This is a genomic window from Agrobacterium sp. InxBP2, assembly GCF_026191755.1.
GTDB classification, from domain to species: domain Bacteria; phylum Pseudomonadota; class Alphaproteobacteria; order Rhizobiales; family Rhizobiaceae; genus Agrobacterium; species Agrobacterium pusense.
Genome location: NZ_JAINDY010000029.1, coordinates 441,061 through 461,797, shown reverse-complemented (window position 1 = coordinate 461,797; position 20,737 = coordinate 441,061). Strand labels below are relative to the sequence as shown.

Below are 20,737 nucleotides of genomic sequence, written 5' to 3'. Positions count from 1 at the left end.
GGGATAGCCATGTCTTCCACACCAAAAAAATTCGACAGCCGCCGTATCCGTCTCGGAATGGTCGGCGGCGGTCAGGGCGCCTTTATCGGTGCGGTGCACCGCATCGCGGCCCGGCTGGATGACCGTTACGAGCTCGTGGCCGGAGCGCTTTCCTCCGATCCCGCGCGTGCGGCCGCTTCGGCAACCCTGCTCGGCATCGCGCCGGAGCGTTCCTATGCCTCGTTCGAGGAGATGGCTGCGGCAGAGGCCGGTCGAGACGACGGTATCGAGGCAGTCGCCATCGTGACGCCCAATCACCTCCATTTTGCGCCCTCAAAGACCTTTCTCGAGGCCGGTATTCACGTCATCTGCGACAAGCCTGTGACCGCGACACTTGAGGAAGCAAAGGCGCTGGCCGAGATCGTCAGGGCGTCGGACAGCCTGTTTGTCCTGACGCATAATTACACCGGCTACGCCATGCTGCGGCAGATGCGGCAGATGGTGGCTGATGGAGCCATTGGCAAGCTGCGCCACGTTCAGGCCGAATATGCCCAGGACTGGCTGACCGAGGCGGTTGAGAAGACCGGTGCGAAGGGGGCGGAATGGCGCACCGATCCCAGCCGCTCCGGCGCGGGCGGGGCCATCGGCGATATCGGCACCCACGCCTTCAACGCCGCCGCCTTCGTTACCGGTGAAATCCCGAAGAGTCTTTATGCCGACCTGACCTCTTTCGTGCCGGGCCGGCAGCTGGATGACAGCGCCAATATTCTTTTGCGTTACGAAAGCGGCGCCAAGGGCATGCTTTGGGCAAGCCAGATCGCAGTCGGCAATGAAAACGCGCTGTCGCTGCGGGTCTACGGCGAAAAGGGCGGGCTTGAATGGCACCACCGCGTGCCGGATGAGCTGTGGTTCACCCCTTACGGCGAGCCGAAGCGGCTCATAACCCGCAACGGCGCAGGCGCAGGAGCCGCGGCCAACCGTGTCAGCCGCGTGCCATCGGGGCACCCGGAAGGATATCTCGAGGGTTTCGCGACGATCTACCGCGAAGCCGCAGATGCAATCATTGCCAAAAGGGAGGGAAAAGCAGCCGCCGGGGAGGTGATTTACCCCGGCATGGAGGACGGCCTTGCGGGTCTCGCATTCATCGATGCCGCCGTTCGCTCCAGCCAGACCTCGACCTGGATCAATATCGATATCTAGGTCGCAGCCTATCGGAGGAGACGACACAGGGTGCCGAAGGTGATGCCCGGCAAAGGACACGTGTCGTCATATTGATCAAACGGAAAGGGAGTTACGCGTTTGAAAACGTTCAAGTCAAAATTCGCAGGCATCGCAGTCGTCGCAGCATTGGCAGCCGGTTTCGCAAATCCGGTTTTTGCCGATGACAGCAAGACCCTGCCGATTGCCGCGCAGATGTATACGCTGCGCAATTCCGGAACGCTGGAGGAGCAGCTGACGATCCTCAACCGCGCGGGCGTTTCCGCGGTGGAAACGGTGGACATGCAGAAGGTCAGCGCCAGCGAATTGAACACGCTTCTCGAAAAGCACAAGATCAAGGTCATTTCCTCGCATGTGCCGATCGACAAGCTGCGCGGCAACCTCGACGAGGTCATCACCGAACAGAAGGCTGTCGGCAATCCTGTCGTGACCGTACCTTTCCTGAAGCCGGAAGACCGACCGAAGGACGCCGCTGGCTGGACCGCCTTCGGCAAGGAACTGGGTGGCTATGCGGACAAGCTGTCCGCTGCGGGCCTTTCCATGGCCTATCACAACCACGACTTTGAAATGGCCAAGTTCGACGGCAAGACGGCGCTGGAACTGTTGCTCGACGCCGCCGGCCCGAAACTGCAGGCCGAAGTCGACGTCGCCTGGGTGGCGCGCAGCGGCAATGATCCCGCAGAATTCCTCGGTACATTAAAGGGCAAGGTTTTTGCCATCCACGCCAAGGACAATGCACCGGCGGGCACGGCGGAAAACGAACGCGGCTTCGCCATACTCGGCACCGGCACGCTTGACTGGAAGACGATCCTGCCGGCGGCCAAACATGCCGGCGCAAAATGGTTCATCCTCGAGCACGACCTTCCGCTCGATGCCGAAGCGGTCGTAACCAAGGGCAACGCGTTCCTCAACGAACACCTGCCGACCATTCAGTAAACACTGCCAGTAAAACCAGAACCGCTCCCCGGCGGCCGGTTTCGGCGGGGAGCATGAGGTTCGACAGACGCATGTCCATTTTCCGCCGCGCCGCGACGGGAAGCGCTTTGCCCTGTCGTTTTTTCCAAGCTCACATCGGAGGAGTTATCATGGCAAACAATCATTATGATGCGATTGTTGTCGGCTCGGGCATCAGTGGAGGCTGGGCCGCAAAGGAACTCACGCAGAAGGGCCTGAAGGTTCTGATGCTGGAGCGTGGCCGCAATATCGAACACGTCACCGACTATCAGAATGCCGACAAGGAAGCCTGGGACTACCCCCATCGCAACCGCGCCACGCAGGAAATGAAGGCGAAATATCCCGTTCTCAGCCGCGATTATCTGCTGGAAGAGGCGACGCTTGGCATGTGGGCCGATGAGCAGGAAACGCCCTATGTCGAGGAAAAGCGGTTCGACTGGTTCCGCGGTTATCATGTCGGCGGCCGCTCGCTGCTGTGGGGACGCCAGACCTATCGCTGGTCGCAGACCGATTTCGAGGCCAATGCAAAAGAAGGCATCGCCGTTGACTGGCCGATCCGTTATGAGGACGTGTCCCCCTGGTATGACTACGTCGAGCGCTTCGCCGGCATTTCAGGCAGCCGCGAGGGATTGGACATCCTTCCTGACGGGGAATTCCTGCCGCCCATTCCTCTCAATTTCGTGGAGCAGGATGTCGCAAGCCGGCTGAAGAAGGCGTTCAAGGGCACGCGCCACCTCATCAATTCGCGCTGCGCCAACATCACCCAGGAACTTCCCGATCAGGAACGCACGCGCTGTCAGTTCCGCAACAAATGCAGGCTGGGCTGTCCTTTCGGCGGCTATTTCAGTACGCAGGCATCCACCCTGCCGGCAGCGGTCGCTACGGGAAATCTCACGCTTCGTCCCTTCTCCATCGTCAAGGAAATCCTGTATGATAGGGACAAGAAGAAGGCGCGCGGCGTCGAGATCATCGATGCCGAGACAAACCTGACCTATGAATATACCGCCGACATCATCTTCCTGAACGCATCGACGTTGAACTCGACCTGGGTGCTGATGAACTCGGCCACCGATGTCTGGGAAGGCGGGCTTGGCAGCAGCTCCGGCGAACTCGGCCATAATGTTATGGATCACCATTTCCGCATGGGCGCCACCGGCCAGGTGGAAGGTTTCGAGGACTTCTACTTCAAGGGTCGCCGTCCGGCGGGCTTCTACATTCCCCGGTTCCGCAATACCGGTGACGACAAGCGCAAATATCTGCGCGGTTTCGGTTATCAGGGCTCCGCCAGCCGGTCGCGCTGGGAGCGGGAGATCGCGGAACTGAATATCGGCGCCGATTACAAGGAAGCGCTGACCGAGCCGGGCGGCTGGACCATCGGCATGACCGCCTTCGGTGAAATGCTGCCCTATCATGAGAACCGCGTGAAGCTGGATCATGAGAAGAAGGACAAGTGGGGCCTGCCGGTCCTTTCCATGAATGTCGAGATGAAGCAGAACGAACTCGACATGCGCGAAGACATGGTCAATGACGCCGTCGAGATGTTCGAGGCGGTCGGCATCAAGAACGTCAAGCCCAGTCGTGGCAGCTATGCGCCGGGCATGGGCATTCACGAAATGGGAACGGCCCGCATGGGACGCGACCCGAAAACCTCTGTCCTTAACGGCAACAACCAGGTCTGGGATGCGCAGAACGTCTTCGTCACCGATGGCGCCTGCATGACTTCGGCCTCCTGCGTCAACCCGTCCTTGACCTATATGGCGCTGACGGCGCGTGCGGCCGATTTCGCCGTTTCCGAATTGAAGAAGGGGAACCTGTGATGAACAGACGCGAACTGCTGAAACTCATAGCCGTTGCGACCGGCCTGCCGCTGATCGGTGCGGATATCCTGACAGCCGCCGAAAACGCTGCCAGGCCCGCCGGGGGTGCCCATGTCTTTACCCCCGAGGAAATCCGCTTTCTGGACGAGGTGGCGGAAACCATCATTCCGCGGACCTCCACGCCGGGCGCGAAGGACGCGGAAGTCGGTGCATTCATGGCCGTCTATGCGGCCGATTGCTACACTGACGAACAGCGGACACTCTTCCTTTCGGCCATTTCCGACATCGAGAAACGCAGTCAGGCCGAACACGGGAAGGCCTTTGTGGATTTGACCGCCGAACAGCGCCAGGCGCTGCTTTCTGTGCTGGACAAACAGGCCAAAGCGGAACAGTCGCCGGCAAAACCGCATGCTTTCACGCTGGTCAAGCAGCTGACACTGCTTGGTTTCTTCACCTCGAAGATCGGCGCCACGGAAGTTCTCGTCTATGACGAGATTCCCGGTGGCTTCGAGGATCGCGTTCCCTACAAGAAGGGCACGCCTGCCTGGGGCACGACCTGAAGAAAATCGCCGGCCCGTCTGCTTCCGCGGACGGGTCGTACTCAAGCGGCAAGACAAGGATGACACGATGCGCAAAATAACAATCATCGCGGCGGCAATGTTTGCCGCAAGCGCCATTCCTGCTTTTTCGGAGGGCGATGTTGCCAAGGGCGAGGCCGTCTTCAAGCGGTGTTCCGCCTGTCACGCCATCGGTGAGGGCGCTAAAAACAGGGTCGGCCCGCAGCTTAACGGGATTATCGGCCGCGCGGCGGGCGGCGTGCCGGACTATACTTACTCGGCCGCGATGAAAAAAGCGGGCGAGGAAGGCCTCGTCTGGAAGCCGGAAGAATTGCGGGCATTCCTGAGCGCGCCCAAAAAGAAAATCCCTGGCAACAAGATGGCGCTGGCCGGCATCAGCAAGCCGGAAGATCTGGACAATCTCATTGCCTATATCGAAAGCGCGGCTTCGAAACCTGCAGAGTGATGGCGGCCAAGGCGGGGGAGGATAGGCTGATCCTCCTTCCGGCTGCTGCCGGGAGAGGACGGCCAATGTCATAGAACCCGCCCCGCTTCCTCGATGAATCTTCGCACCAGCGGCAGATGTCGTCTTTCGGCAAGGCAGATCGCATATTCATCGATGAGTTCGGTGGCATCGCAGAGCGGCACGAAGGAAAGGCGCGCGTCGTGACCGAATTCCAGATCGGCCACCACGCCGCATCCCACACCGTTGGCGATGGCTTCTCGCACGCCCTCGCGGGACGAGATTTCTATCACGGGCTGGATGGAGATACCGTGATCGGCGAGGTTCTTTTCGAAGATTTCGCGGGTCCGCGATCCCCGCTCTCGCATGACGAAGGACAGGCCTTCAAGCTCTGCCACGAAGACGCTCTCCCGCGCCGCCAGCGTGTGAAAGACGGGCACGCACAGGCCAAGCCGCATGCTGAGGAATTTGACGCCATAGAGGCGCGGATCATCAGGTGCACGGGCGGTAATGGCGACATCGGCGCGATAATCGATGATCTGTTCCATCACCCGCGCGGAATTGTCCACCGAGAGCGAAAAGGTTAGCTGCGGTCGCTCTGCCTTCAGCCGCGAGAGGATCGGCAGCGGCAGCACGGGGCCATCGGCAGCGACGCGCAGATGCCCGCCCGCAGAACCCGTATCGCCGCGCAGGAAGGCCTTGGCCTCGTTTTCGGCCTGAAACAGGCGCGCGGTGATTTCGAACAGGCGTTCGCCCTGCGGGCTGAGGCTCACCCCCCGCGGTTTTCTTTCCAGAAGGTTCACACCGCTGATCGCCTCCAGCTCGCGCACATGGGCTGAAAGGGTGGATTGGCTGATCGCCATGTCCCGCGCGGCCTGAGAAAAACCGCCCGATTGCGCGACGATGTGAAAGGCCTTCAGCTGGGTGGTCGACATGAGATCCTGTTCTGCCGGCGCTAGCGCCGTGTGCGCCTTCCTTCTGCCGTGCGATTATCGGCGAAAACGCTGACAACACCATGACGCCCGCGGGAAGGCTTCGTTTACCCTGTGGCGTAACCGATGGCGGCCATGGGAAATCGCTATGGCGCGTTTACACTTTGTTAGGAATTCGTCATCCGGGCGTTAGCCCCTGCCTCTAATCGTGCCGCCATGGCCTCGGCCAATCCGTTTCACGCAAAAAGGCCCAAGAGATGACGACTTCGCAAAACTCGATCGCCAACCCCATCGAAACCTCTTCCGACTGGCTGCTGAAGATCCCGGACCTCGCGCAGCAGCAGAGCATTCTCGTTTCGCCCGGTGGCACCGGCACGGTAACGTCCTACAGCCTGGTATATGACGTCTATTTCCCTTCGGGCGGCTCCACCGAATGGATACCCTTCCTTCAGACGGATCTTACCAACAGCAACGACGGTGACATTTTTGGCTCTGCAAGCAGTGCCAGCTACGGTATCGGCATCGGCGGTAATTATCGCGGCACGGCCAAACTGGATGCCTGGAACCGTGTTGGTGTCACGATCGAAAAGAATTCGAACGGCACCGTTTCGATGAATAAATACGTCAATGGCGACTATATCGCGACCCAGCAGATATCGTCCAATCCGGGACGCTTCGCCATCGACCTGTCCAAAGGCTTCCTGATCTTCTCGGATGAGGATGGCGATACATCTCCCGGCTATCTCAGCAATTTCCTCTTTCTCCAGAAAGTGCTGACGAAGGCCGAAATGTCCTATCTGGGCGCAGCAAAAGCATCGGGTATTCTGCCGGATGTAATGAAGCAGGCGGCAGAGCAGACAGGCGCTCTCGAAGTCCGTTTCTCGGAAGGCTCGGCCGCACCTGCAATCGGCACGGGAACGATTACCGCAAAGGGCACCACGCTCGAATTCACGACGCCTGCAAAGGCTAACGTCCTGGGAATTGGCGAGACGGCCCCTGTCGATCCGTCGGCCGTGGCAAAAACCGCCATGATCAAGGACATGATGGTGACGCCCGACGCGGCAAACGTGACGATCGATCTGTCGAAGTACTTCTCCGGCGAAAAGCTTACCTTCACCGTGCAGAACAGCGAAAACAAGGTCGTGAATGCGGTCCTTGCGGAAGGCAACAAGCTGACGCTTGACTTTGCCGAACTCGGCCATTCCGACATTCGTGTGACCGCGACGGACGCTGCCGGCAAAAGCATGGCCGACGACTTTCGTGTGCGTGTGGCCGGCCCGAACGCCTATACGATCGCGGTTTTTCCAGACACGCAGGACTATACCTCGAACGATGGCATCAAGCATCTCTTCGGCGACATGACGCAGTGGCTGGTCGATAACCGCCAGAGCCACAACATCGTCTTCATGAGCCATGTGGGCGATATCACCCAGAACAACCAGTCGTCCGAATGGGATATTGCCGAAGCTGCGCTGCGCAAGCTTGATGGCAAGCTGCCCTATGCGCTGCTTCCCGGCAATCACGATCAGGGCTCGTCCGGCAACGCCGCAAACCATTCTTCCGACCAGCTGGACAGCCGCTTCTCGGCAGCAAAGCAGGCGGCGACCAATGCCGGCACCTTCGGGGGCGCTTACGATCAGGAACAGGCCGCCGCCCGCAACACCTACAGCACCTTCACCGCGCCTGATGGGACCAAGTGGTTGTCCATTTCGCTCGAATTCGGCCCGCGCGACGACGTGATCCGCTGGGCGGGCGATGTGATCGAGAAGTTTCCCGACCATCGCGTGATGCTCGCAACGCATTCGCTGACGAGCTATGCCGGGCGTCAGGACAATCTGGCAGCGCCGCTCTATGACGAAGGCGCCGGCTATGATTACGGCATGCGCACCGATCAGCGCGGCGCAAATGACGGCGAATATGTCGCCCGCGTCTTGTTGTCCCGTTATCCGAACATCGTCATGACCTTCTCCGGTCACATCTTCGGCGATGGCGCAGAAACCGACATCACCTACAACCAGTTTGGCGAGCCGGTCTTCCAGTTCCTGGTCAACTACCAGAACGGCGTATCCCGCGAAATCACCGGTAACGGCATCGAGTCGCGCGGCAATAACGGCGGCAACGGCGCGATACGCCTGATCACCATCGATCCGGACAATAACCGCATCTCCACCGAAACCTACTTTACCGCCTTCGACGATTACCTCGACGGTTACCGCAGCAAGCCGGAAATCGATCGCAACGGCCTGACCGGTTATTATCGCGGTCATCAGGAAGTGTTCGAAAACGTCTATGTCGGTGCAGGCAAGGCGCGCGCCATGGCCGACGCCGGTGACGACATCGTCGCCAATGCGGCAACCGGTGCATCGAAGGCAAGCGTTAACCTCTCCGCCGCCAAATCACTGCTATCGGCAGACATCAAGAAATTCGTCTGGACGGACAAGAACGGCGATGTGGTTGCCGAAGGCAAGGAAGCGGTTGCCGATCTTTCGCTCGGCAAGCACAAGCTGACGCTGACGGCAACCGACGCCAACGGCGTCAAGACCACCGATAAGATTGACGTTCTCGTTCGCGGCGACCGCACCCTGCTTGTTGAAAACTTCAACGACGGCAAGGCGGACGGCTGGGCCACCAATTTCGGCGCGACCGATGGCAACACCGGCAACTTCCTGCTCAAGGGCACGGTATTTTCGCGCTCGAGCACAACGGATGGCCTTGCCGCTCCGGAGGCAGCGCTCTTCGACCAGAGCGATGCGACCGGCAACAAGCTTGTTTATATTGGCGGACAATCGGCCGGCTGGAGCGACTACGTCCTGGAAGCGACGCTCATCCAGCTCGATAATGACGCAATCGGCGTCTACTTCTATTACAAGGACGCGAACAACTACTACCGCTTCTCGATGGATGGAGAAACGAACCGCCGCCAGCTGATCAAGGTTTCGGGCGGCAATGAAGTTCTGCTCGCTTCGGTCAATGAGGGCGTTCAGTATAATATGGAGCTTCCGCTGACCGTCTCGGTCGTCGGCGGCGTCATCAACGTCTTCCTGGGTGACAAGAACGTCTTTGGCGGCCCCGTCGTGGATGCGACGTCGCCACTCTCCGGCGGCACGGTTGGCGTCTATTCCAGCGGTCAGCGCGCCTCGGTTTTCGATGACATCGTCGTCACGCGCGCGGTCACGACCGCCAAGGCCGGGATCGACCAGCGGGTCGACGACCTGGATGGCGATGGCAAGGCTTCCGTCACGCTCGATGCATCCGGCTCCTTTGGCCCTGAGCATCTGACTGGCTTCGTCTGGACGGACCTCGACGGCAATGTCGTCGCCACAGGCAAAAAGGTCGACGTCGCGCTCGATACCGGCATCAACAGGCTGATCCTGAAGGTCACCTCCGCCAACGGTGCCGTTTCGACCGATCGCGTTGATGTTACGGTCGTGGAGAAGGCGAAAATTCTCGTTGCCGAGGATTTCTCCTCCGCTGGGGCCATGGCGCGCTTCAAGATTGTTGACGAGGGTGAGTTCGGCGGTATCGGACCGGATGGAAAGTCCTCTGAGTGGCTGATTTCCAACGGCAGGCTGGTTCAGACAACCGAGCTTGCAAGCCGTGAGCTGACCTGGAGCGGCGCAACCAACTCCGACTACTGGAAACGTGGCTGGAGCCCGATGGGGGACGGCGTCAACGTGCTGCGCCTTGGCACTTATGCGCTCTTCAACGACCCGGCAGCGCTGGCATGGACCGACTACGCCATCGAAACAACGTTCCAGACACCTGACAAGGACGGTCTCGGCTTCCTGTTCCGCTACAAGGACAGCAAAAACTATTACAAGCTCGAACTGGATGCCGACGGCATTCTTGATCGCACTCCGAGCAATGGTGCCGGCAGCATCTTCAATCTCGTCCGGATGCGAAACGGCATCGAGGAAATCCTCGCTCAGGTGCCGGGCAAATATGAGCCTGGCCAGGATACGAAGCTGCGCGTCGAGGTCATCGGCGACAAGATCACCGCTTTCCTCAACGAAGAGGCGCTGTTTGCCTATCCCATCGGTGATCGCGAACTCGACGCGGGTACTTTCGGCCTCTATTCCTGGGGTAATAAGGGTCTGGCCTTCGACAATCTGACAGTGGTCAATCTGAAATCCGGCCTCGAGGCGGGCACAACCATCAACGGCACGGAAGCGCGCGACACCCTCGTGGGTACAGATGCCGATGAAACGATCTTCGGCCAGGGGGGCGATGACCGGTTGATCGGCAACGCCGGCAACGACCGCCTAGCCGGCGGCGATGGCAACGACGTGCTGATGGGCGGGGCAGGGCGTGACGCGCTGTCCGGCGGCGACGGTGACGACGTGCTGTTTGGCAATGAGGGCAACGATATCGTCTCCGGCGGTCTGGGTGACGACGTCATCGAAGGCGGTACCGGCAACGATCTGCTGCTGGGCGGTGATGGCTCCGACACCTATGTCTATGGCCGCGGTGACGGCTCCGACGACATCGTCGAGACCGCTGGCGCAACGGGCGACAAGGACGTTCTCGTTCTGCACGATATTGCCAGAAACGAAGCCGTCGTGCACAAGTTCGGCGACAACGTCGAAATCGAATTCGGCAACGGTGAAAAAATCTCGCTGCGCAGCCAGCTCGCTGGCGGCGGTCTAGAACTGGTGACCTTCGCCGACGGAACGCTTCTCAACCGCGATGCGATCGTCAAGGGTCTTGTCAACCGTGGCCCGGTTGCTGCTGCCGATACGCTGGCTGCAGTCGATGAAGATGCGGCATCCTTCCTTATTTCCTTCGCCACATTGCTGGCGAATGACAAGGACGCCGATCTCGACCAGCTGGCGGCGACGGGTGTCTCCCTTGTCGCGGGTGGAACAGCGGTTATGGAGGAAACGGGCATCCGCTTCACCACGGCTGCCGATTTCAACGGCACGGCGTCCTTCAGCTACAGGATCACTGACGGTCGCGGCGGTTCGAGCGAGGCGACGGCAAGCTTCACCGTCAAGCCTGTCAATGACGCACCTGTTGCCGCCTCCATCGCCGTCAAAACGGATGAGGATGTAGTCCTGAAGGGCAAGGTCGTTGCATCCGATATCGATGGCGATACGCTGACCTTCGCCATCAAGGCCGATGCCGGCGCGGCGAAGGGCGAAGTCAAGATCGACGCGGCGACCGGTGAGTGGGTCTATGCGCCGAACGCCAATGTGAATGGAACCGACAGCTTCACGGTTGTCGTTTCCGATGGCAAGGGCGGCAGTGCCGAGAGCGTTGTCTCCGTCACGATCAATCCCGTCAACGATGCGCCCGTGGCCGTAGACGACAGGATCACCGTATCGGAAAAGGATAGCGCCAGCTTCGATCTGGTCGCCAATGATACGGATGTGGAAGGTGACCGCCTGACGCTCATCAGCGTCGCAGTTGCAGGCGTCGCGGGCCTTGCCCTGACCAGCGAACAGGCAGCTGCTGCCTTCTCCGTGGTCGATGGCAAGCTGGTTGTCGATCCTTCCTCGGCTTTCGCGGCCCTGGAAGATGACCAGCAGGCGGTCGTGACGCTCACCTATACGGTCCGCGACGCCAATGGCGGCGAAGCGCACGGCACCACAACCGTGACTGTGAACGGCTACACCGAATACACCATCGTCAGCGGTACTGACGGTAACGACGTCCTGGTGGCTGGCGATGGCAAGGACATGCTGGAAGGTGGTGACGGCAACGACACGCTGCTGGCCGGTGCCGGCAACGACATGGTGGATGCGGGCGCTGGCAACGACCGTGTGGTTGCTGGTTACGGCAACGATATCGTCGAGGGCGGCGCCGGTAACGACGTGCTGATGGGCGGCGCCGGCAATGATGTGCTTCACGGCGGTGCTGGCAACGACCAGCTGAACGGCGGATCGGGCGATGACACGCTGATCGGCGGGGCGGGCAACGATGTGCTGACCGGTGGCAGTGGTGCGGATACCTTCGTTTTCGCGGCCGGCAGCGGCCGGGATGTGGTGACGGACTTCCAGGCCGGGGCTGACGGCAAGGATGTCGTCGAACTCTCGAAGGACGTCTTTGCGGATTACCAGGCGTTTATCGCCTCCGGGGTCTTCACGGATGGCGACCACGGTGCCGAGATCGCCTTCAAGGACGGGTCGACGATTACCTTCGATGGTGTGAAGACCCAGCAATTCGTCATCGACGACTTCCGCTTCGCGTAAACCACCAGGGCGCATCCATCCGGGTGCCCTTCAAATCGCGCCAAACCCGCCGATTTCGGCGGGTTTGTGCTTGAGGGAGCCTGGCATGAGTGGCCGACCCTGTCGGCAAAGACGAAGTAAGAAAACGTCTTCGTCATTGGCCCCCCGGGGGCCGGAGAGCACGCTGTCGCCAATATTGCTGCAGCGGACGTGCTGACCGGCGCTGGCGCTGGACGGGATCGCCCATATTCGGACGGCGACCTGTTGGACGGCCAGCGTCGAACCAGCTGCGGGGGGATATCTCAAATCATAATCGATGTAGGGGAGGGCGGTTTTCATCGCCGATGCGTGTGATGACTCATGAATTTTCTTGATCGATTGTCGCAAATGCACGCGCAAGATTGACGTTTTTCCGGTGCGGCGCTACCACCTGTGCCGGTGCCCGTCAGCCGACGGTCATTCGCTGAAATAGCGGCTGGTCGGCGTGCTCGGGTTGTCGTGTCAAAGGGGGAACCGTCCTTGTCGCTTTATCCTGTTCTCCTCGGCAGGCTCGCCCGGCCGGATCTGTTTTCCGATCTCGCAGGCATCGCTCTCGGCGGCAAGGCTTGGTCGGGCGCGGAATTCGATGTTTTAAATCCTTCGACCGGTGCGCTGCTTGCGCGGCTGCCGGATATGGGGCCTTCGGAAACCCGGGACGCGATCGACCGCGCGGCCGAAGCGCAGGGCGTGTGGCAGAGCCTGCCGGCCAAGGATAAGAGCGCGGTGATGCGCCGCTGGCACCAACTGATTGTTCTCCATTCGGACGACCTCGCAACGATCCTGACGGCAGAAATGGGTAAACCGCTGACGGAGGCAAAATCCGAAGTCGCCCATGCCGCTGCTTACGTGCAATGGTATGCCGAGGAGGCGAACCGCATCTATGGCGAAACGATTTCCGCCCCTTCCAACGATCGGCGGATGCTCGTTATCAAGCAGCCGGTGGGCGTGGTCGGCACCATCACGCCGTGGAATTTCCCTGCATCCATGGTCGCCCGGAAGATTTCGCCCGCACTTGCCGCCGGCTGTGCCATCGTATTGAAACCAGCGGAACAGACGCCGCTGGTGGCAGGGGCAATGTTCGTGCTCGCGCGGCTTGCCGGTTTTCCGGAAGGGGCGCTTAACCTTATCTATGCCAGTCAGGGCGCCGATGTCGGTGCGGAATTGTGCACCAATGCCAGGATACGCAAGATCAGCTTCACCGGCTCAACCGAAGTCGGGCGGCTGCTGATGAGCCAATGCGCGCCGCAGATAAAGAAGCTCAACCTCGAATTGGGCGGCAATGCACCCTTCATCGTTTTTGACGATGCCGATATTGATGAAGCCGTGGAAGGCGCCATTCAGGCGAAATTCCGCAATGGCGGCCAAACCTGTGTTTCGGCCAACCGCATCTATGTCCAGTCGGCGGTTCACGATGAGTTTTCGGAAAAATTCGTTGCGCGGGTGGCAGAATTGAAGGTCGGCGACGGCTTCGATCCCGAGGTGACCATCGGTCCGATGATCGACAGCCACGCCATCGACAAGATCGAGGCACATCTGGCCGACGCCGGCGCAAGAGGCGGCACAATAAGGTGTGGCGGCAAGCGTGTCGGCAATGGCGGAACCTTTTTCGAACCTACGGTCCTTACCGGCGTCACCAGCGCGATGCGGGTGGCGCAGGAAGAGACTTTCGGACCTTTAGCGCCGATCATCCGTTTCGACGATGCGGAGCAGGTTGTTCGTGAAGCCAATGACACGATCTACGGTCTGGCTGCCTATTTCTACGCCTCCAATCTCAAGCGCGTGTGGCGTGTTGCCGAAGCCCTGGAATATGGCATGGTCGGTATCAATACCGGCCGCATGTCGTCGGAAGCAGCTCCTTTCGGCGGTGTCAAACAATCCGGCATCGGCCGCGAAGGTTCGCGCCACGGCATGGAGGATTATCTTGAAATGAAATATCTCTGCATGGGCGGCATATAGCGGCCGGCCGTCACGGGTTCCCGTGGATCATCGCCCTCAGTAACATTTGTGCGCCAGCGACGCTGGCTGCGATCAGCCTGTCGTTCATCAACGAGAAATGCAGGGTAGGCTGGTGAAGCAGCAGCCCTTTACGAAACCGATGGCCGCCATGGGAAATCCCTATGGCGCGTTTACGATTTTTCAGGTCTCCGTCATCCGCACGTTAGCCTTTGCCGCTAGGCGTGCCGACATGGCTCTCGGGCCACTCCCGTGTCGCGAAGGAAGGGCAGGAGATGACGACCTCTTCAAACATGATCGCCGGCCCGCTCGCGATGCGCTTTTTCCCGTTCGCGGAAGATTGTCACAGGCGTATTGCCGCCGGCTGATCCCGCCGCCGCGATTTCAATGGACAGTAAAATGCGTTTCCAATCCGCCAATAGTAATGTTCGTCAGATCAAGGGTGTATTTGCGGGCTGCGCCGTCGCTTTCATCGGCGTCGGTCTCATGAGCGCCCTGGTCAATATTCTTTATCTCACCGGCTCGCTGTTCATGATGGAGGTCTATGACCGCGTCCTGCCCAGCCGCAGCCTGCCGACGCTGGTGGCGCTGTTCGCCATCGTGGTGGCGCTTTACGTATTTCAGGGTCTGTTCGATGCCCTGCGCGGGCGCCTTCTGGTGCGCATCTCCGATCGTCTCGATCAGGTCCTCTCCTCGAGGGTCTACGAGGCGGTGATCGGATTGCAATTGCGCCTGCCGGTCAGCGGCGCCCAGGCACAGCCGCTTCGTGATCTCGATACAATCCGCTCTTTCCTGTCAGGAAGCGGGCCGACGGCCTTGTTCGACCTGCCCTGGCTGCCTTTTTATATTGCCATCTGTTTTGCCTTTCATTTCTGGCTTGGCGCCACCGCGCTTGCCGGCGCCGCAATTCTCACCGCGTTCACGCTGATGACCGAGCTTGTCTCCAGACGCCCCGTCGAGGAGGCCGCACGACACGCCTCCCAGCGCAATCGGTCGATTGAAAGCGTGCGCCGGAACGCCGACATCGTCGCCGTCATGGGTATGGTTCCGCCCCTGCGCGATCGCTGGCAGACGGGCAACCGCGCTTATGTGCGCGAACAGCGCGCTGCAAGCGATATAGCCTCCGGTTTCGGCGTGGCAAGCAAGGTGCTGCGCATGCTGCTGCAATCCGGCATTCTGGCGGTTGGGGCGTGGCTGGTCATCAATGAGCAGGCGACACCCGGCATCATCATCGCCGGCTCCATCCTGTCGGCGCGGGCGCTCGCGCCGGTGGATCTCGCCATCGCCAACTGGAAGGGCTTCATCGCTGCCCGGCAGAGCCGCCGCCGTCTCGAAAAGACGCTTGCGCTGTTGCCGGATGCCGCCATGCGCATGGACCTTCCGGCGCCCCGCTCCCTTCTCTCCGTCGAACGTGTCGGCGCCATTCCACCGGAAGCGACCGAGCCGGTTCTGCAGGATGTCGCCTTCACGCTGGCGGCCGGCAGCGCCCTTGGCGTGATCGGCGCGAGCGGTTCGGGGAAAAGTTCGCTCGCACGGTTGCTGGTCGGCCTCTGGCGCCCGCTCAAAGGCTCGATCCGTCTGGATGGCGCAACGCTGGACCAATGGCCGGCAGAGGCGCTGGCGCGCCACATCGGCTACATGCCGCAGGCAATCGACTTGCTGGACGGCACCATTGCGGAAAACATCGCCTCCTTCGACCGGCAGGCGAGTTCGGAAAAAATCATCGCGGCCGCCCGTGCTGCGCGCATCCACGACCTCGTTGTGAGCCTGCCCGATGGCTATTCCACTCTGGTAGGCGAAACCGGCCGACAATTGTCGGCGGGGCAAAAACAGAGGATAGCGCTGGCGCGTGCCCTTTATGGCGAGCCGTTTTTCGTTGTGCTCGACGAACCCAATTCCAACCTCGATTCCGAAGGCGAAGAGGCGCTGACGGCTGCCATTCTCGGCATTCGCGAGCGTGGCGGCGTGGCCGTCATCATCGCCCATCGTCCAAGCGCGCTTCTGGCCGTGGACAAAGTGCTCATGCTCGCTGACGGACGGCAGCAGGCCTTCGGCGCCAAGGAGGAAGTACTCGCCAAGGTGCTGCGTCCGGTCGGTGGTGCGGCAGGCGCCCTCAAGGTCGTGCAGACCACGGAAGCAGGAAAGATCTGAATATGGATGAATGGCAGACACTCAGACGCTCGATCCGCAACCATATTTTCGTTGGTGGACTGGGTTTTCTAACCCTCGTCGGCGTCTTCGGCGGCTGGGCCGTCGGTACCGAGATTGTGGGTGCGGTCATCGCGCAGGGTTCTCTGGTGGTGGAAACCAGCCTGAAGAAAGTCCAGCATCCCGTGGGCGGCGTTGTCAGCGAACTGGCCGTGCGGGACGGAGACCGGGTCAAGGCAGGCGATGTGGTCATGCGTATCGATGCGACGATGACCAAGGCCAATCTCGCCATCATCGTCAAGAGCCTCGATCAATACACCGCCCGCAAGGCGCGGCTGGAGAGCGAGCGTGATCGGGCCGGCCGGGTGATTTTTCCGCAAACGCTGCTCGATCGCGCCGGCAATGGCGAGGTTCTGGCCATGATGAATGCCGAACAGCGCCTGTATGAAAACCGCAAGGCGGTTCGCGAAAGTAAAAAACGCCAGCTCGAACAACGCGTGCGACAGCTTCGCGATGAGATAAGCGGCATGGAAGCCGAGCGCGCGGCGAATTTGCGCGAGCAGGGCATGGTCGATGAAGAGCTCATACGCTTTCGCTCCCTGCATGAAAGGGGGCTGATGGAAAAAAGCCGCCTCAGCACACTGGAGCGTCAGGCCACGGATATCGACGGTGATATTGGCCGGCTGATGGCCGGCATTGCCGGGGTCGAAGCGAAGATCAGCGAAACCGCGCTGCAAATCCTGCAAATCGACGAACAATGGTCGGAAGAGGTGGGTTCCGATCTGCGCGAAATGGATGCGCGCATCGGTGAATATGTCGAGCGCCGGGTGGCGGCCGAAGACCAGCTGAAGCGCGTCGATATCCTGGCGCCGCAGGATGGGGTGGTGCACCAGCTTTCAGTGCACACCATCGGTGGTGTTGTGGCGCCCGGCGAGCAGATCATGATGATCGTGCCGGAAGTCGACAAACTGGTGGTCGAGGTCAAGGTCGCGCCGCAGGATATCGACCAGATCTATTACGGTCAGCTGACCAACCTGCGCTTCTCCGCCTTCAACCAGAAAACGACGCCGGAAATAACCGGGACGGTGGAGCGTATCTCCGCTGATGTGACGGTGGATCAGCGAACGGGCACCAGCTTTTATCTGGTACGTGTTGCCACGTCGCAAGAGCAGATAAAGCGTCTTGGCGAATTCAGCCTCATGCCCGGCATGCCGGTGGAAGCTTTCATCACGACAGGTGAGCGAAGCGTCTTGTCCTATTTCCTCAAGCCGTTGATTGATCAGGCGAACCGCACCTTCAGAGAGGCTTGAAGGCAATGGGCGAGGGGCGTAGCTAGCGAAATGGTTTGCTCAATTCTGCGATGTCATGCGCTTTAATTGGCGCGTGGCGTTGCAGTTTTCATAGGGCGCTCGGAATTCTGAGCGGTTGGGCCGCCAAGCGGCGTGATTTGGGCGTAACTATTCCGTGTGATGTGGCCCGGTGTCGTTCCATGAAGCGGACAGTATGTCCGTAACGCCCCCTCCGCTAATCGTTGTCCGACAAACCCTCCAGGGGGTAGCTTCCCTTTGCAACCGCATCGCGTTCGTCGAGGCAGGTCCAACCTGGGACAGGCAGCTCATGCTGTGCCGTGTTTTTGCTTTCCGGAGAAATTGAACGGCCGTGTTGAAGCCGGGACTGGAAGCGAAGCGTTTGCATTGTGTGAGTTTCAAAAAGTTTGAATTGACCGCCTCTCACGGCGAGGCAAAACTTGGGGCATTGGCAAGGGAGAGCAAAAATGGACCAGCCGTGGCGTCACATGACAAGCGCACCGAAAGACGGTACCCGGATTCTCGTGACGATCCGCTCGTCGGAGCAAGGCCCGGCACAGGTGGATCTTGTTTATTGGTCCAATGGCGACAGACTCGGAGCAGAAGGCTGGCGAGCTTCGGATTCCTCACCGGGTCGGATAATTGAATATGCGGAACCGGAGCTGAAGTGCTGGATGCCGGTTCCGGCGGCGAATACCGGTGGGCTCTCGGCGCCATCTCCCTGGGAAGGGGATGATGACCGCGAGCTTTTTGGATCCGGAATATGATGGGTGGAATTGCAGTGAATTTGCGGGAATATCGCGGTGTATCATCCCTGCCTCGTCCGCGGAACTGATATCGCAAGTGCACCTGCATCATCCTGATGCCCTGCGCGCAGGATCGCGTGCGGGTATGGATGTCGTGCTCAGAGCATTCTCGATTGCAGCGCCTGAGGCGGTGTTGTCGAAGACGCACCAACCGTCAGGCGCAACGAGTTCGCAAAAGTGCCTGATCTCATCGTCGCTATAAGTGGAATAATAGATCTTTGGTTTTCCGTGCAGGCGAACATATCGCGGGGGTTCGTTGAAGGTTTCCGCAGGCCACACGAGCACCGGATCGGCGAAAACGCGGTCAATCTTGTATGTTTTCAGCAAATCAACCGCTTCCTGCGACGCCCAGCTCTCGTGCCGGGCTTCAATGACAATCTGCCCGTTATCAGACCCACGCATCGCCTCGAACGCCCTGTCTGACGTCCGGATATCAAAGGCAAGCGATGGCGGAAGCTGACACAGAAGCGGTCCACGCTTTCGACCCAGTGGCGCAAGGTCTTCCATGAAAGTTTCAAACGGTTCGGCTATATCGTTCATTCTGCGCGTATGCGAAATCTCTTTGGGCATCTTTGCAGAGAAACGGAAGGGGTCGGGCACTGATTCAGCCCACCGCGCGAAGGTGGACGCCTTGTGCCGACGGTAGAATGTGGAGTTGATTTCGACTCCATCAAAGACCGAGGCGTAACGTTGAAGGCCGCTCCCTTCTGCCGGGAACCGGTCGGCCACCTTTCTCGGGATGGACCAGGCCGCAGTGGCAATGATTGGCAAATCGTGTCTCCTTCCCCTAACCGGATCCAGTTCAACTCTTTAAAGCTCGATTTCAGCTCAAAAATTTGCTCCAGCCAAGTTCGTCTTAAAACCTCGTCGGCTGACAAGGTTCCGCGACGGTGATCCGGTCGGGGGTCCAGCCGGCTCTTTTCAGTGTCGCTTGCTGGTAAATAGCCGGTTGCAGCATCGAGACGGATCTGGGTGCTCGAATAGTATTTCCGTTACACAGTGTTGGGTGTTGGCGTCTGCGTCTTCCCGTGAGAGTAGCGATGAAACCGGACAATGACCCGGAGCCGAGACTGACCGATGATTGAAATTTCCGCTGCTGCCAGTTGGCTAATGGCTGAGTTCCGACCGGGCTTGGAACACTTCGACAAGGTCCGCGGTTTGTACCAAGGGTCAAGGCGGAAAAGAGAGGAGATATCATGTCTAACTCAAAATCCACGGATGGCGATTACGCCGAAAACACGGGTACGACCGACAATCGGTTCGGCTACTCGCTTGAAAGCCAGGCTCAGTTTGACGATGCCACCGAGATAGCGCGCGGAACGGCCGCCGGCGAAACCCTCAATGTTTATCGCCTTGAACCTGTTGCGGCGCCGGACGACCCACGCTGGCAGAATGCGCCTGCCCACGGAACCGTGGTCGTCGCAGCGCGGACGGCGGGTGATGCACGGATTGTCGCTGCAGGTGCGGAACTCGATTTCATGGAGATCGACGCCCTTCCCGCTGAAGACGTGTCGACGTTGAATGCAAGCGCCTTTAGAGATGAAAAACTCTATACGGTGATCGAAGTGGAACACGGCCGACAGGGTCTGACGCGAGGGGTGATGGACGGCGATGTCCGTATAGACACCATCAAGCCAGTGCAGATCTGAGAACGTGCCGACCCGAAGGGCTGCGGGATTCTCCGTTCTGCCGCAGGCTTTCAGTTATCAGCTCCGATCTGGGTAACGATATGATCGTCAGCTCACCCGGCGGGCCTGCTCCCGTCAGGGGATACGCGTTCCGGGCCAAGCTGCGAGAGCAAGGTCGATCAGCCGCTTCAGCAAGGCGTTGCAGGCGCCGTCGCAGGCTTGGGCGGACATGCCCTGGATGATTGCACCATAAAAGCGGGCAAGCGTGTCGGTATCGGTTCCCGCCGGCAGTTCCCCTTCGTCGACTGCACGGTCGAAGCGGGTCTTGAGGGCCTGCATCGATGCCTCGCGCAATGTCGCCGTCAGACGCGCTACGGACGCATTTTCTTCCGCATGCTGCAGGACGGCCGTGGAGACCATGCATCCGCGCGGCTTGTCCGGCTGGGTGTCTCCATCGGCAATATCGTAAAGGTAAAGCCTCAGAGCTTCGTAAAGCGGCAGATCGGACTGCAATATGTCGGATCGACGGCTGTTTTCACGAGCAATGCTGAAATCCAGCGCCTGGCGGTACAACTCCTCCTTCGATCCGAACATCGAATAGAGCGTCGGTGGATTGATGCCCATCGCTTTCGTCAGATCGGCGGTTGAGGTTCCTTCGTAGCCGCGCTCCCAAAACAGCCGCGCCGCGATGTCGAGCCCGACGTCGCGATCGAGCAGGCGGGGTCTGCCTCGTCTGCGGACTGGTGTCTCCATAAAATAGTGGTCC

Annotated in this window: 14 protein-coding genes; 11 read left to right on the top strand and 3 right to left on the bottom strand. The window is 59.9% G+C overall.

The features are described from left to right. Window positions 1-9 precede the first annotated feature (9 nt). The 5 genes from K7A42_RS14660 (at window position 10) to K7A42_RS14640 (ending at window position 4,991) form a co-directional block, all read left to right on the top strand. Complete coding sequence (locus tag K7A42_RS14660; RefSeq protein WP_282455458.1) at window positions 10-1,179, top strand: Gfo/Idh/MocA family protein; 1,170 nt, start codon at window positions 10-12, stop codon at window positions 1,177-1,179. Between the two features lie 99 nt (window positions 1,180-1,278). Beyond that, a complete protein-coding gene (locus tag K7A42_RS14655; RefSeq protein WP_282455457.1) occupies window positions 1,279-2,133 on the top strand; it encodes a sugar phosphate isomerase/epimerase family protein in 855 nt (284 codons plus the stop codon). 149 nt (window positions 2,134-2,282) lie between these two features. Then, window positions 2,283-3,968: a GMC oxidoreductase gene (locus K7A42_RS14650; RefSeq protein WP_022562839.1), complete on the top strand. Its 1,686-nt coding sequence runs from the start codon at window positions 2,283-2,285 to the stop codon at window positions 3,966-3,968. Then, window positions 3,968-4,528 carry a gluconate 2-dehydrogenase subunit 3 family protein gene (locus K7A42_RS14645; protein ID WP_072493108.1) on the top strand — a complete coding sequence of 187 codons (561 nt, stop codon included), beginning with the start codon at window positions 3,968-3,970 and terminating at the stop codon, window positions 4,526-4,528. The genes K7A42_RS14650 and K7A42_RS14645 overlap by 1 nt, the downstream gene beginning before the upstream one ends. Window positions 4,529-4,595: 67 nt before the next feature. Then, complete coding sequence (locus K7A42_RS14640) at window positions 4,596-4,991, top strand: c-type cytochrome (RefSeq protein ID WP_282455456.1); 396 nt, start codon at window positions 4,596-4,598, stop codon at window positions 4,989-4,991. Between the two features lie 68 nt (window positions 4,992-5,059). Here the strand turns inward: K7A42_RS14640 and K7A42_RS14635 are convergent, their stop codons facing one another. Further along, window positions 5,060-5,923, bottom strand: a complete 864-nt coding sequence (locus tag K7A42_RS14635) for a LysR substrate-binding domain-containing protein (protein WP_004445381.1) — start codon at window positions 5,921-5,923, stop codon at window positions 5,060-5,062. Between the two features lie 254 nt (window positions 5,924-6,177). Here K7A42_RS14635 and K7A42_RS14630 point away from each other — a divergent pair, with 254 nt between their 5' ends. From K7A42_RS14630 to K7A42_RS14610, 5 genes are all read left to right on the top strand, one after another. Further along, a complete protein-coding gene (locus K7A42_RS14630; protein WP_282455455.1) occupies window positions 6,178-12,111 on the top strand; it encodes an Ig-like domain-containing protein in 5,934 nt (1,977 codons plus the stop codon). 543 nt (window positions 12,112-12,654) lie between these two features. Beyond that, window positions 12,655-14,085 carry an NAD-dependent succinate-semialdehyde dehydrogenase gene (locus K7A42_RS14625; RefSeq protein ID WP_282455502.1) on the top strand — a complete coding sequence of 477 codons (1,431 nt, stop codon included), beginning with the start codon at window positions 12,655-12,657 and terminating at the stop codon, window positions 14,083-14,085. 396 nt (window positions 14,086-14,481) lie between these two features. Next, the gene (locus K7A42_RS14620) at window positions 14,482-16,233 is read left to right on the top strand and encodes a type I secretion system permease/ATPase (RefSeq protein WP_282455454.1); all 1,752 of its coding nucleotides are present in this window, start codon (window positions 14,482-14,484) and stop codon (window positions 16,231-16,233) included. A gap of 2 nt (window positions 16,234-16,235) precedes the next feature. Further along, entirely contained in the window at window positions 16,236-17,540 is a 1,305-nt protein-coding gene (locus K7A42_RS14615; protein WP_282455453.1) for an HlyD family type I secretion periplasmic adaptor subunit, read from the top strand. A gap of 464 nt (window positions 17,541-18,004) precedes the next feature. Further along, window positions 18,005-18,304, top strand: coding sequence for a hypothetical protein (locus K7A42_RS14610; protein WP_004445373.1), 300 nt, complete (start codon window positions 18,005-18,007; stop codon window positions 18,302-18,304). An 87-nt stretch (window positions 18,305-18,391) separates the two neighbouring features. Here K7A42_RS14610 and K7A42_RS14605 read toward each other — a convergent pair whose 3' ends face one another. Continuing rightward, a complete protein-coding gene (locus K7A42_RS14605) occupies window positions 18,392-19,114 on the bottom strand; it encodes a DUF72 domain-containing protein (protein WP_282455452.1) in 723 nt (240 codons plus the stop codon). Between the two features lie 425 nt (window positions 19,115-19,539). On the opposite strand from K7A42_RS14605, the gene K7A42_RS14600 reads away from it, so the two are divergent. Next, on the top strand, window positions 19,540-19,992 hold the full coding sequence (locus K7A42_RS14600) for a hypothetical protein (protein ID WP_004445368.1): 453 nt from the start codon (window positions 19,540-19,542) through the stop codon (window positions 19,990-19,992). 114 nt (window positions 19,993-20,106) lie between these two features. Here K7A42_RS14600 and K7A42_RS14595 read toward each other — a convergent pair whose 3' ends face one another. Then, window positions 20,107-20,724 (bottom strand): TetR/AcrR family transcriptional regulator, encoded by a 618-nt coding sequence (locus K7A42_RS14595; RefSeq protein ID WP_006698382.1) that lies wholly within the window; start codon window positions 20,722-20,724, stop codon window positions 20,107-20,109. Window positions 20,725-20,737: the final 13 nt, after the last annotated feature.

Coding starts and splice junctions, on each gene's coding strand:
- K7A42_RS14660 (WP_282455458.1), top strand. CDS start 10: ATGTCTTCCACACCAAAAAAATTCGACAGCCGCCGTATCCGTCTCGGA.
- K7A42_RS14650 (WP_022562839.1), top strand. CDS start 2,283: ATGGCAAACAATCATTATGATGCGATTGTTGTCGGCTCGGGCATCAGT.
- K7A42_RS14635 (WP_004445381.1), bottom strand. CDS start 5,923: ATGTCGACCACCCAGCTGAAGGCCTTTCACATCGTCGCGCAATCGGGC.
- K7A42_RS14630 (WP_282455455.1), top strand. CDS start 6,178: ATGACGACTTCGCAAAACTCGATCGCCAACCCCATCGAAACCTCTTCC.
- K7A42_RS14610 (WP_004445373.1), top strand. CDS start 18,005: ATGGACCAGCCGTGGCGTCACATGACAAGCGCACCGAAAGACGGTACC.
- K7A42_RS14600 (WP_004445368.1), top strand. CDS start 19,540: ATGTCTAACTCAAAATCCACGGATGGCGATTACGCCGAAAACACGGGT.
- K7A42_RS14645 (WP_072493108.1), top strand. CDS start 3,968: ATGAACAGACGCGAACTGCTGAAACTCATAGCCGTTGCGACCGGCCTG.
- K7A42_RS14640 (WP_282455456.1), top strand. CDS start 4,596: ATGCGCAAAATAACAATCATCGCGGCGGCAATGTTTGCCGCAAGCGCC.
- K7A42_RS14595 (WP_006698382.1), bottom strand. CDS start 20,724: ATGGAGACACCAGTCCGCAGACGAGGCAGACCCCGCCTGCTCGATCGC.
- K7A42_RS14620 (WP_282455454.1), top strand. CDS start 14,482: ATGCGTTTCCAATCCGCCAATAGTAATGTTCGTCAGATCAAGGGTGTA.
- K7A42_RS14615 (WP_282455453.1), top strand. CDS start 16,236: ATGGATGAATGGCAGACACTCAGACGCTCGATCCGCAACCATATTTTC.